The organism is Actinoplanes auranticolor (genome assembly GCF_018332655.1).
In the GTDB taxonomy this organism is placed as follows: Bacteria; Actinomycetota; Actinomycetes; order Mycobacteriales; family Micromonosporaceae; genus Actinoplanes; species Actinoplanes auranticolor.
In genome coordinates, this window is the sequence record NZ_BOQL01000024.1 from 120,547 (window position 1) to 132,969 (window position 12,423).

Below are 12,423 nucleotides of genomic sequence, written 5' to 3' on the forward strand. Positions count from 1 at the left end.
CCGGTCAGACGCCGGCGAGCTTGCGGCTCGACGAGCGCAGGTAGACAGCCCAGGTGACCAGCACGCAGAGCGCGTAGAAGGCGATGAACGCGATGTACGCGGCGTCCGCGGTCTGGTAGGTCAGGAACGACTGCCGAAACGCCAGGTTGACCAGCACCCCGCCGAAGGCGCCGATCGCCCCGGCGATGCCGATCACCGCGCCGGACAGCCGCCGGGCCTCGTGCTCGTCGGCCGGGTTCTTCAACGCGAAGATGCGCGGGATCATCTTGTACGTCGAACCGTTGCCGATCCCGCTGAAGATGAACAGCGCGATGAAGCCGACCAGGTAGAGCGGTAGCGAGCGCAGTTGCGAGGCCAGCAGCACGATGCTCGCGCCGGCCGCCATCGCGACGAAGTTCCAGAAGGTGACCCGGGCGCCGCCGAGCCGGTCGGCCAGCGCCCCGCCGACCGGGCGGATCAGCGAGCCCAGCAGCGGGCCCAGGAAGGTCAGGTACGCGGCCTTGACCGGGGTGTTGAAGTCCTCGGCGAACTGCACCTGCAGCACCTGGCCGAAGGCGAAGCCGAAGCCGATGAACGAGCCGAAGGTGCCGATGTAGAGCAGCGCCATGATCCAGGTGTGACCCTCACGGGCGGCGTCGCGCATGCCGCGTTTCTCGTTGCGGGCCTGGGTCAGGTTGTCCATCTTCAGCGCCGAGCCGAGCACGGCGAGCACGATCAGCGGGATGTAGATGCCGGCCACGATGCCCGGGTGCCCGGCGCCGAAGACGGCCAGCACGAACAGGCCGATCAGCTGCACGGCCGCGACACCGAGGTTGCCGCCGCCGGCGTTGATGCCCAGCGCCCAGCCCTTGAGCCGGTCCGGGTAGAACGCGTTGATGTTGGCCATCGACGACGCGAAGTTGCCACCGCCCACACCGGCGATCGCGGCGAGCACGATCAGCGTCGTGTAGGACACGCCGGGCTCGATCAGGAAAGCGGCCAGCACCGCCGGGATCAGCAGCAGGGACGCGCTGATGATGGTCCAGTTACGGCCGCCGAACCGGGCCACCGCGAAGGTGTACGGGATCCGCAGCGCCCCGCCGACCAGCGCGGGCACGGCGGTCAGCAGGAACTTGCCGGCCGGGTCGATGCCGTACGCGGGGCCGAGGAACAGCACCAGCACCGACCACAGCGTCCACACCGAGAAGCCGATGTGCTCGGAGAAGATCGAGAAGACCAGGTTGCGCCGGGCGATCGGGGCGCCGGTGGTGTCCCAGAACGCCCGGTCCTCGGGCCGCCAGTCGTCGATCCAGTGTCCGCGGACGGTTTTCGCCGCGGGACGTTCCAGGGTGCTTGCGGTCATGACGGGACCTCCGAAGCGGTGAGCGACGAGATGACGAGGTGACCGTCGGCGTCGACGGTGACGGGGTAGACGGTGAGGTCGCTGATGCCGGACAGCGAGCAGCCGGTGGTGATGTCGAAGGCCATCAGGTGCAGCGGGCAGACCAGCACCTTGTTGTCGATCTGGCCGTCGGCCAGCGGCCCGCCACGGTGCGGGCAGACGGCGGACAGCGCGCGCACCGAGCCGTCGCGCAGCCGGAAGACCGCGACCATCTCGCCGTCGACCTCGTAGGTGCGTCCCTCGCCCAGCGGGATGTCGGTGACCGGCCCCAGGATCCTCATCGGACCGGCACCTGCGGCAGCACGACCAGCGGCAGCGACGTACGGAACTGCCCGGGAGTGGCCGGTTCGGCGCGTTCCTTCCACGGATCGCGGTAGGCGGCGACCGAGGCGGCCATCGCGGCGTCCAGGTCGGCGGCGATGCCCTCGGCGTCGTCCACGACCACCGCGCGGATGTGCTCGATGCCCAGCCTCGGCACCCACGCGTACGTGCGCTCCAGCCAGTTCGCGCTCTCCCGGTAGTACTGCAGGAAGCGCCCGGTCAGCGTGATGACCTCTTCGGGCGACTCGACCGTGGCCAGCAGGTCGCCCTTGCGGACGTGGGCGCCGGCCGCACCACCGACGTAGAGCTCCCAGCGGCCGCCGTCGATGGCCACCACGCCGAGGTCCTTCACGTACGCCTCGGCGCAGTTGCGCGGGCACCCGGTGACCGCGAGTTTCATCTTGCCGGGCCCCTCGATGCCCTGGTAGCGCTCCTCGAGGGCGATGCCCAGCGCGGTGGAGTCGCCGACGCCGAAGCGGCAGAAGTCAGAGCCCACACAGGTCTTCACCGTGCGGAAGCTCTTGCCGTAGGCGTAGCCCGAGGGCATGTCCAGGTCGGCCCAGATCTTGGGCAGCGTCTCCTTGGGAATCCCCAGCAGGTCGATGCGCTGCCCGCCGGTCAGCTTGACCATGGGTACGGCGTGCTTCTCGGCCACCTCGGCGATCCGCCGCAGCTGGGCCGGGGTGGTGACGCCGCCCTTCATCTGCGGCACCACCGAGAACGTGCCGTCGCGCTGGATGTTGGCGTGCACCCGGTCGTTGATGAAGCGGGCGTCGCGCTCGTCGATGTAACGGTCGCCCCACATCATCTTCAGCAGCGACGCCAGGCCCATCTTGCTCTTGGCGTCCTCCTCGCCACCGGGCACGAGCTTGGCGAAGACCGACGACACCGAACGCAGGTCGTACTTACGGATCGCGGCCATCAGCTCGGGCTTGGGCATCGGGACGCCGGGCACGTACCAGCTGGCCTTGGGGTCCTCCTCGACGGCGCCGCCGGCGGCCCACTCGACGATCTGCGCGACCAGGCTCTTGCAGGTGCCGCAGCCCTTGCCGGCCCGGGTCCTGTCCATCACGCCGCTGACCGTCTTGCAGCCGCCGTGCACGGTCTCGGCGATCGTGCCCTTGGTGACGCCGTTGCAGTTGCAGACCTGGGCGTCGTCGGCCAGCTCGGCCGCGCTCACCTCGGCGGGCGGACCGCCCAGGTCGAACATCAGCTCCACGCGGTCCTCGGGCAGGGCCAGCCCGCGGTCGAAGGCCTGCATCAGGAACGCGACCTTCTTGACGTCGCCGACCAGCGTCGCACCGACCAGCCGGCCGTCGCGGATGATCACGCTCTTGTAGATGCCCTTGCGCGGCTCGCTGAAGACCAGCGTCTCGTCGTCCTCGCGGTCGGACTCCTTCAGGCCCATCGAGGCGACGTCGACCCCGGCCACCTTGAGCTTGGTGGCGATCCGGGAACCGTGGTACGCGGCCTGCGGGTCCCGGCCGGTGAGGTGGTCGGCGAGCACCTTGGCCTGGTCCCAGAGCGGGGCGACCAGGCCGTACGTCTCGCCGCGGTGCTGGGCGCACTCCCCCACCACGTAGATGTCCGGCTCGTCCTGGGCGCGCATCTGGTCGTCGACCACGATGCCGCGCTCGACCACCAGCCCGCTGGCCGCGGCCACCTCGGTGTTGGCCCGGATGCCGGCGGCGACCACGACCACGTCGCAGTCGATGACCCGGCCGTCGGAGAGCTTGACGCCGGTGACCGCGTGCTTGCCGAGGATCTCGGTGGTCATCGCGTCGCAGACCACCTCGATGCCCAGCTTCTCCACGCTGCGCTGCAGGATCGCGCCGGCCTGGGCGTCCAGCTGGGTGTTCATCAGGTGGCCCATGGCGTGCAGCAGCGTCACCTGGGAGACGTGGTTCTGCAGGCCGCGGGCCGCCTCCAGACCGAGCAGGCCGCCGCCGATCACCACCGCCCGCTCGTGCTCGCGGGCGTAGCGGATCATGCTGCGGGTGTCGTCCAGCGTGCGGAACGCGAAGACACCCTGGTGGTAGCCGCGGCCGGGACGGTGGATGCCGGGGATCGGCGGGACGAACGCCCGGCTGCCGGTGGCGATGATGAGCTTGTCGTACGGCGTGGCGGTGCCGTCCTCGGCGTACACCTGCTTGGCGAACCGGTCGATGCGGCTGATCCGGCGGCCGGCGTGCAGGGTGATGCCGTTGTCGGCGTACCAGCTCAGGTCGTTGAGGAAGATGCCGGACTCGTCCTCGACCCCGGCCAGGACGTTGGACAGCATGATCCGGTTGTAGTTGCCGTACGGCTCGTCGCCGAACATGGTGATGTCGAAGTCGCCGCCGCGGCTGAGGATCTCCTCCACCGTCCGGGCGCCGGCCATGCCGTTGCCGATGACGACCAGGCGCGGGGCCATCAGACCTCCACCAGCCCGAGATCGAGGACCACCGTGCCGGTCACTCCGGCCGGTGCGGCCAGCCACAGCTCGACGGCCGTCCCGGAGTCCAGATCCTCGACGACGCGCAGCGGGACGTGCACATCGGACTTGGCACCGATCGGGAAGTAGCGCATCTGCTTGCCGTCGCGCATCAGCACGACGCAGATCAGCTCGTCGGCCGAGTTGCCGCCGCGGAAGTAGACGGCCTGCGCCACGACGCCGGCGGGCACGACGTAGCCCGGCACGCCGATCGGGGCCGGCTGGTCCAGGCCCTTGCCCTCGAAGGGCAGGACGCCCTGCAGGAAGCGGGGTGTGGAGTTCACCTAGGTGTTCCTTTCGTGATGGCGACCGCGCACGCCTTGAAAGCGGGCATCTTGGAGTGCCGGTCGAGGGCCGGGTCGGTGAGCAGGTTGACGGCCTGGTCGCCGCCCCAGTGGAACGGCGCGAAGACGGTGTCCGGCCGGATGCCGGGGTTGAGCCGGGCCCGGAACACCGCCCGGCCGCGGCGGCTGGACAGCTCGACCATGTCGCTGTCGGCGATGCCGAGCCGGCGGGCCAGGTCGGGGTGCAGCTCGACGCGGGGCTCGGGCAGGGAGACGGTCAGGGCGGAGACCCGGCGGGTCTGGTTGCCGCTCTGGTACTGCTGCATGTTGCGCCCGGTGGTGAGCACGTACGGGTAGTCCCGGTCGGGCATCTCGTGCGGGTCGCGGTGCTCGACCCGGACGAACCTCGCGCGCCCGTCCGCGGTCGGGAACGTGTCGGCGAACAGTCGCGGCGTACCCGGGTGGTCCTCGGCCGGGCACGGCCAGAAGACGCCCTGCTCGGCCTCGATCCGCTCGTAGGTGATGCCGGCGTAGTCGGCGATCCCGCCGGCGCTGGCCCGGCGCAGCTCGTCGAAGACGGTCCGCGGGTCGTCGCTGAAGAACCGCCCGCGGCCCAGCCGGTCCGCCAGCCCGCTGAGAAACTGCAGGTCGGTACGCACGTCCGGCGGCGGCGGGAGCGCCATCCGGCGGCGGATGACCCGGCCCTCGAGGTTGGTCATCGTGCCCTCCTCCTCGGCGAACTGGGCCGTGGGCAGCACCACGTCGGCCAGCGCCGCGGTCTCGGAGAGGAAGATGTCGGAGACGACGAGCAGGTCCAGCGCCCGCAGGCGCTCGATGACGTGCCCGGCGTGCGGGGCCGAGACGGCCATGTTGCTGGCCAGCACCAGCAGGGCCCGGACCCCGCCGTCGGTGCCCAGGCGGTCGAGCATCTCGTACGCGGACTTGCCCGGCTGCGGAAGCTCGTCCGGGTCGACGCCCCAGACGCCGGCCACGTGCGCCCGCGCGGCCGGGTCGTCCAGCCGCCGGTAGCCGGGCAGCTGATCGGCCTTCTGCCCGTGCTCGCGCCCGCCCTGCCCGTTGCCCTGGCCGGTGATGGTGCCGTAACCGGAGTAGGGCCGCCCGACCAGGCCCAGCGCCAGGGCCAGGTTCAGGTACGCCTGCGCGGTGTCGGTGCCGTTGCTGTGCTGCTCGGCGCCGCGGGCGGTGAGGATCATCGAGGGGCGCTCGGTGGCCAGCAGCCGGACGGTCTCGCGCAGGTCGGCCTCGCTGACCCCGGTCATCCGCTCGACGCGTTCGGGCCAGTAGGCCGCGACCGCGGCGCGCACGCCCTCGAAGCCGGTGGTCCGGTCCCGGATGTAGTCCTCGTCGACCAGGCCCTCCCGGACCGCGATGTGCAACAGGCCGTTGGCCAGCGCCAGGTCCGTGCCGGGCAGCGGCTGCAGATGCCGGTACGCGCCCGCGGCGGTCGGCGTTCGCCGCGGGTCGACGACGATGTGCCGCGCACCCTCGGCCCGCCCGGCATCGAGGTACTGCATCGACGGCGGCATCGCGTCGGCCGGGTTGGCCCCCACCAGCAGCACCGTGCGGGCCTGCGCCACGTCCTCCAGCGGGAACGGCAGCCCCCGGTCGACACCCAGCGCACGGTTGGCCGCGGTGGCGGCCGACGACATGCAGAAACGCCCGTTGTAGTCGATCGACGCCGACCGCAACGCCACCCGGACGAACTTGCCCAGCGTGTACGCCTTCTCGTTGGTCAGGCCACCACCGCCGAAGGCGCCGACGCTGTCGGGGCCGTACTCCCGCTGGCACCGCTCGATGCCGGCGACGATGCGCTCGTACGCCTCGTCCCAGCTCGCCTCCCGCAGGGGGCTCCCCCGGTCCGCGGGATCCTTGCGCACCAGCGGCGTGAGCAGCCGGTCCTTGTGGTCGAGCAGCTCGGCCGCGGTCCAGCCCTTGGCACACAGACCACCCCGGTTCACCGGGAACTCGGTGGGCTCGAGCCGGACCCGCGGGATCTCAGGCGTCAGCGCGATGCCACACTGCAGCGCGCAGTACGGGCAATGCGTCTCGGTCACCGTCACACCGAAGATGCTTGCCGGTAACCGTTTCCTCACCGGACCGCCGCGGTTGCCGCAGCGTTCAGAAAACCCTACAAGGGGCCCGGCGCCGTTGTGAGGAAGATCGTGGCGAGGTCAGTCGGCCTGCAGGCCGGCGCTGCGCCGCTCCTCGGTCGTGAGAGCGCGCACCGGGTGGGCGAGAAGCTCGGCATCGGCGGACCCGTCATCGGCCGCGACGGACCAGGTGAAGATCCACCCGTCGGCCGTCGTGACGGAGATGCTCCGGCGCTCACTGTGCCAGATCATCGCCAGCGCGTCGGCGGCGCCCGGCAGGTCCAGGACACCGAGACACTGGCCGGAGGCGGGATCCCACAGGCGCAGGGTGCGGTCATGAGGGTCTCCGCCGAGACTGGCGAGGTAACCGGTCGCACGGTCCCAGGCCAGCGCCCGCACCCGGCCGAGACGCAGACGTCTATGACGTGCGGTTCGCCGTCACCACCCCGGCGGCGGCCGTCCGCAGCGGTGTGCCGGCCAGGTCCTCGTACCGTCGCAGCACCAGGTCCTCCACGGCCGGGTCGGCGCACAGCGGCGGCGTCACCAGATCCGCACCCGCCCGGTGCAGTGACCGGTAGAACAACCCCTCCGCCAGCAGATAAGCCGCTACCGCGATCCGCCGGGCGCCCTGCTCGCGGAGCCGGGCCACCACCTCGGGCACCCGCAGCTCGGCGCCGGACGCATAGGCCACGTGGGCTCCCAGCTGCGCGGCCACGCCCGCGATGTCGGCCCGCCACGCCGGGTCGGAGGACCCCGCGGCCGCCAGCACGACGGCGTCCGCGTCCGCCCCCGCGATGCCGCGTTCGAGGCTGCGCGCCAGCAGCGGATCCGGTCCCAGCGGGGGCGCGGCCACCGCGTCGTTCGCGGCGACGGCCTCGGCGATGTCGACCCGGACGTGGTAGCCGGCCGAGAGCAGCAGCGGCACGGCCACCGCGCGCAGGCCCTGGATCGCCTCGCCGACGCGGGGCTGCTGCACGTCCACATAGGCCAGCCGGACGTCCAGGTCGGGGCGCCGGCAGGCCACCCGGTCGACCAGGTCGCGGATCTGCGCCTGGCCGGCCGCCGAACGCGTACCGTGGGCGACCGCCAGCAGGACCGGCGGCCGGTCCGTCGGGGCGGTCATCCGGCCGGCTCGTCGACGCGCAGCCGGTAGCCGCGTTTGATGATGGTCTCGATGTGGCCGGCCGGGCCCAGGGCCGTCCGCAGCCGGGCGATCGCGACGTCGACGGCGTGCCCGTCGGTGCCGCGCGGCAGGGCGGCGGCCAGGCGGTCCTTCGAGACCACGGCGCCGGGCCGGCCGGCCAGGGCGGTGAGGATGGCCATCGCGGCCGGGGGCAGGGCCTGCAACCGGCCGTCGATGAGGACGGCGTGTCCGCGGATCTCCAGGACCGTGCCGGCGACGCCGAGCCGCACGGCGCGGCGTGGCAGCTCGTCGGTCACCACCTTGACCAGGGCACCCAGCCGGGAGCGGTGCGGGGTGACCACGGGGACGTCCTGCTCGACCAGGGAGGCGGCGGTGACCGGCCCGACGCAGGCGGCCATCGTGGCGCCGCGGAACCGGTCGAGGACCTCGTGCGCGCTGTCGCCGGCGATCTCCAGCAGCGCCTGGACGGCGGGGGCGCTGGTGAACGTCACGGCGTCGACCTGGCCGGCCGCGAGCTGGGTGACGAGACGGCGTACCGGGGCCAGGTCCGGCGGCAGCGTCCACCGGTAGACCGGGACCTCCACGACGGCGGCGCCGGCGGCCCGCAGGGCGCCGGTGAATTCCGCCTGCGGGCCGCCGTGCAGCTGCACGGCGATGCGCCGGCCGGCGATGCCCTGCTCCAGCAGCCGTTCGAGGATCTCCTCGGACGACTCGGAGACGGCCGACCAGTCCTCGGTGAGGTCGGCGGCCCGGATGGCCCCGCACGGCTTGGCGCCGCGGGCGATGAGCCGGGCCCGGCTGAGCGCCGCCCGCAGCGTGTCGCCCATCCCCCAGCCCTCGGCCGCCTCCAGCCAGCCGCGGAAGCCGATCCCGGTGGTGGCCACGACGATGTCGGGGGCCAGGCCCACGCAGGCCTCGGTGGCCGCGTGCAGCGCCTGGTCGTCACCGAGCGGCACGATCGTGATCGCGGGCGCCACCAGAACCTTGGCGCCACGCCGTTCGAACAGGGCGGACAGCTCCTCCCGGCGCCGTTCGGCGGTCACGGCGACGGTGAAGCCGGCCAGGGGCGCGGCGGGGGTTGCGGGTCCGCCGACGCCCGCGGGCGTCACCGGCCCGGTCGAGTCGGCCATGGCAGCAGGCTCTCCACCAGCCATTACCTCCGGGGGTAAGACGTGTTACGACGGTGAAAACCATGACTCACTTCGCCGATCTTGATGCGGTGAGGCTCGTCTCAGCCGTTCGGGGTCGGATGTTCCGCCCGGATTGCCGTCCACCCGGCCGATGGGCACGTCGCCGGCGGCTCTCGGGCGTTCGACGTGCGTAGTCGCCCGAACCTCGTGGATGTGAGTGCTGTGAGACGTACCTTCACCCTGCTGGCCCTGGCCGGTCTCGGTGGCGCCGCCCTGCTGGTCCTGCCGCACGCGTCGGCCTCGGCGGTACCGGACACCACGCCGGCCCTGGTCGCCACCGGAACCGATGCCCTGCGCGTGGTCTGGCACGGTTCCGCGCCGCGCCGGCTGCACGAGCAGGTCTCGACGCTGGGGCGCTGGGCCGAGGCGACGACGTTCACCGGGGCCCGGCCGCTGGACGACACCAGCGGGGTCGGCCTCGGCGCGGACCCCGCCTCAGGTCAGGTGCTGGCCGCGACCGTCGCCGACGAGCAGGTCTGGGTGCGTACCGCTGCGGGTGGCCCCTGGTCCGGCCTCGGCGGCTCCGCCACCGGCGCGCCCGCCGTCGCCGGTCTCGGCGGCGGCGCCTTCGCCGTCGTGGTCCGCGACGACGAGGGTACGGTGCGCGTCCGTCAGCTGCGGGGCGGCCGGTGGAGCGGCTGGTCGTCACTGGGTGGCCGGTTCAGCACCTCGCCGGCGGCGGTGGGCCGGTCGGGGAGCCTGGTGATCGCCGTGGCGGGCCGGGACCGCAAGGTCCGCACGACCGTGGTCACCGGCGGCCGGCCGTCGGGCTGGCGCGACACCGGCGTGGTCTCGACGGCCACGCCCGGCCTGGCCGCCGAGCCCGGCACCGGCCGGCTGCACCTGATCACCCGCAACCGGGACCTGACCCCCTCGGCGCGGGTCTCCGTCAACGGCGCCCGCACCTGGGGCCGGGCCACCCGCCTCGACGGGCGCCTGGGCTCGGGCATCGCCGCCGCCTCGGGTGCGGCCGGCACGGTGGACATCGCCGCCCTAGGTCTGGACGGGCGGGCGGTGCAGAGCAGCCTGCGGTCGGGCCGGTGGAGCGACTTCCGCCTCATCGCGGCGAGCACCGCCACCGTGCTGCCCGAGACCGCGGTCACCGCGGTGACCGGCGACCCGGCCGGTCGGCAGACGCTGCGTTTCGCCCCGGACGCGCGCCTGCCCCGGCCGGGCGAGATCCTCGCGGCGACCAGCACCCCGGTCACCCCGCACGGCCTGCTGGTCAAGGTGCGGTCGGTCGACGGCCGCACGGTCGAGGCCATGCCGGCCCGGCTCACCGAGGCGATCCCGGAGGGCACCATCGACGAGACGTTCACCCTGGGGGCCGGCGGGGTCACCGCCCGCTCGGCCGGCGACCCGGTGGTCCAGCCGATCAGACAGACCGTGCCCTGCTCCGGCGGGGCGACGGCGGAGATCACCGGTTCGGTGAGCATCGCGCCGCGCTTCGACCTCGACGCCTCGTGGACCTCGCGCGGCGTCTCGGCCGTGTCCTTCACCGGCACTCTGACCGAGGACGTGCAGCTCAAGACCTCGATCAACGGCAGCGGATCCTGTTCGCTCAAGGAGACGGCGCTGCTGGCCGCGCCGATCCGCTTCCAGCCGGTCACGTTCTCGGTCGGCCCGGTGCCGGTCGTGATCACCCCGGAACTGCAGCTGTACCTGGACGCCACCGGCTCGGTGCGGGCCGCGCTGGCCACCTCGGCCGGGCAGACCGCGTCGGTCACGGCGGGCCTGGCCTACCGCGACGGTACGGTGCGCCCGGTCGCCGACTTCAGCGCCAGGTTCACGTACCAGCCGCCGACGGTGAGCCGGAACGCGACCGCGCAGGCCGGGGTGTCGCCGAAGTTCAGCTTCCTGATCTCCGGGGTCCCCGGGCCACGGCTGAGCTCCCGCGCGTCCGTCCGCCTCGGCGGGACGCCGCAGTGGACGCTCGAGGCGGGACTGACCGCGGGTGTCCGGCTGGCCGTCCCCCAGCTCGGCGTGGACCACGGCCGGGACGACGTCGTCCGGTACGAGCAGGCCCTCGCCACCTCCAGCAGCCCGGCCACGACCCCCGTCGGAGGGTGAACCGAATCGGGGGCGGTCCGGCGTGAACCGGGCCGCCCCCGCGCCCGGCAGGATGCCGGGGCATGGATGTGGTGCTGACCTGCGCTACCGCAAGGCGGTCACGTACGGGTTCCCCGTGCTGCTCGGCGCCCTCGAGCAGCACGAGACCGCGACCTCGTCGCCGCCGGGGGTGACCCGGCCGGCGCGCCCGGTCTGGTCCACCGCGACGGCACCCGGACCGACGAGCCGGACCTGGCCCGGCCCCGCCGACCAGCCGGCGTGGGGCCGGCATCCGACGATGCCCGGGGTGCTGACCCGCGCGGGCCGGTCGCTCAGGGCCCGGCCAGCAGGCGTCCGACCGCGTCCCCCGCTTTCAGGGCCGAGCCGGTCAGGATGACCACCGTCGTCCCGCCGGGACGCAGCGTGCCACGGCGCACGAACTCGCGGATCGCCGGGACCACGATGGAACTGGTCGGCTCCGCGTACAGGCCGCGGCGGGCCAGCTCGAACGTCGCCGGGGCGATGGCGGCCTCCGGCACGGCCGCCAGGTCGCCGTCCGACTCGCGGATCGCCGCGAGCACCTCCCGGTCGCGGACCGGGACCGCGATCGCCGTGCCCTCGGCCACCGTCGGGCTCCACGGCCCGGGCGAGACCGCCGGGGCCCCGGCCGCGAACGCGGCGACCAGCGGGCTGCAGTGCTCGGGCTGGGCGACCAGCAGGCGGGGACGGCGGTCGATCGCGCCGGAGCGCAGCAGCTCGCCGAAGCCGAGGTGGAAACCCAGGACCAGGCTGCCGGCCCCGGCGGGCAGGACGACCGCGTCCGGCGCGCGGAAGCCGAGGTCCTCCCAGATCTCGTACGCCAGCAGCTTCGTTCCCTGCAGGAAGTAGGGGTGCCAGTTGTGGCTCGCGTAGAAGGTGGCAGCCGAACGCCGGACGGCCTCGTCGGCGGTGGCCTGCCGGCTGCCGGGCACCAGCTCCACCACGGCCCCGTGCACCCGGCTCTGCTGGATCTTCGCCGGTGAGGTCGACTCGGGCGCGAGGATGGTGGCCCGGATCCCGGCCGCCGCGGCGTACGCGGCCACCGACGAGCCGCCGTTGCCGCTGCTGTCCTCGAGCATCGCGGTGACGCCCTGCGTGGCCAGGGCCGACATCATCACGGTGGTGCCGCGGTCCTTGAAACTGGCGGTCGGGTTGAACCACTCCGGTTTGACCGCCAGCGGCACCCCGTCGACGTCGAAGTCCAGCAGCGGGGTGAGGCCCTCGCCGAGGGTGATCCGCCGGCCGAGCGGCTGCGGGAGGGCGGCCGCGTACCGCCACTGGGAGCGCACGGTGCTGTCCACGTCGTCGCGGGTGATGCCGGGCATCGGCTCGACCAGCAGCGGCGATCCGTCGTCGCCGCGCCAGCGCGGCTCGTCCAGCGGGTAGCGGCGCCCGGCGCGGTCCACAAGCATGCCCCCGATCTTGCCAGAG

Annotated in this window: 10 protein-coding genes; 1 reads left to right on the top strand and 9 read right to left on the bottom strand. The window is 73.1% G+C overall.

Features of this window, described 5'->3' with window-relative positions; genetic code table 11:
* Positions 1 to 4 precede the first annotated feature (4 nt).
* The 8 genes from Aau02nite_RS14975 to Aau02nite_RS15010 form a co-directional block, all read right to left on the bottom strand.
* A complete protein-coding gene (locus Aau02nite_RS14975) occupies positions 5 to 1,342 on the bottom strand; it encodes a nitrate/nitrite transporter (RefSeq protein ID WP_212989014.1) in 1,338 nt (445 codons plus the stop codon).
* On the bottom strand, positions 1,339 to 1,662 hold the full coding sequence (locus Aau02nite_RS14980) for a Rieske (2Fe-2S) protein (protein ID WP_212989015.1): 324 nt from the start codon (positions 1,660 to 1,662) through the stop codon (positions 1,339 to 1,341). The genes Aau02nite_RS14975 and Aau02nite_RS14980 overlap by 4 nt, the downstream gene beginning before the upstream one ends.
* Positions 1,659 to 4,115, bottom strand: coding sequence for a nitrite reductase large subunit NirB (gene nirB / locus Aau02nite_RS14985; RefSeq protein ID WP_212989016.1), 2,457 nt, complete (start codon positions 4,113 to 4,115; stop codon positions 1,659 to 1,661). The genes Aau02nite_RS14980 and nirB overlap by 4 nt, the downstream gene beginning before the upstream one ends.
* Positions 4,115 to 4,459: a molybdopterin oxidoreductase gene (locus tag Aau02nite_RS14990; protein WP_212989017.1), complete on the bottom strand. Its 345-nt coding sequence runs from the start codon at positions 4,457 to 4,459 to the stop codon at positions 4,115 to 4,117. The genes nirB and Aau02nite_RS14990 overlap by 1 nt, the downstream gene beginning before the upstream one ends.
* Complete coding sequence (locus tag Aau02nite_RS14995) at positions 4,456 to 6,540, bottom strand: molybdopterin oxidoreductase family protein (RefSeq protein WP_212989018.1); 2,085 nt, start codon at positions 6,538 to 6,540, stop codon at positions 4,456 to 4,458. Before Aau02nite_RS14995 ends, Aau02nite_RS14990 begins: the two co-directional genes overlap by 4 nt.
* 111 nt (positions 6,541 to 6,651) lie before the next feature.
* Complete coding sequence (locus tag Aau02nite_RS15000) at positions 6,652 to 6,969, bottom strand: WD40 repeat domain-containing protein (RefSeq protein ID WP_212989019.1); 318 nt, start codon at positions 6,967 to 6,969, stop codon at positions 6,652 to 6,654.
* Between the two features lie 19 nt (positions 6,970 to 6,988).
* Positions 6,989 to 7,693, bottom strand: a complete 705-nt coding sequence (locus Aau02nite_RS15005) for a sirohydrochlorin chelatase (RefSeq protein ID WP_212989020.1) — start codon at positions 7,691 to 7,693, stop codon at positions 6,989 to 6,991.
* On the bottom strand, positions 7,690 to 8,844 hold the full coding sequence (locus Aau02nite_RS15010; protein ID WP_212989021.1) for a uroporphyrinogen-III synthase: 1,155 nt from the start codon (positions 8,842 to 8,844) through the stop codon (positions 7,690 to 7,692). The genes Aau02nite_RS15005 and Aau02nite_RS15010 overlap by 4 nt, the downstream gene beginning before the upstream one ends.
* A 222-nt stretch (positions 8,845 to 9,066) precedes the next feature.
* Between Aau02nite_RS15010 and Aau02nite_RS15015 the strand changes: the two genes are divergently transcribed.
* The gene (locus Aau02nite_RS15015; RefSeq protein WP_212989022.1) at positions 9,067 to 10,974 is read left to right on the top strand and encodes a DUF8189 domain-containing protein; all 1,908 of its coding nucleotides are present in this window, start codon (positions 9,067 to 9,069) and stop codon (positions 10,972 to 10,974) included.
* Positions 10,975 to 11,285: 311 nt separating this feature from the next.
* On the opposite strand, the gene Aau02nite_RS15020 is transcribed toward Aau02nite_RS15015, so the two are convergent.
* On the bottom strand, positions 11,286 to 12,404 hold the full coding sequence (locus Aau02nite_RS15020; protein ID WP_212989023.1) for a pyridoxal-phosphate dependent enzyme: 1,119 nt from the start codon (positions 12,402 to 12,404) through the stop codon (positions 11,286 to 11,288).
* Between the last annotated feature and the right edge of the window lie 19 nt (positions 12,405 to 12,423).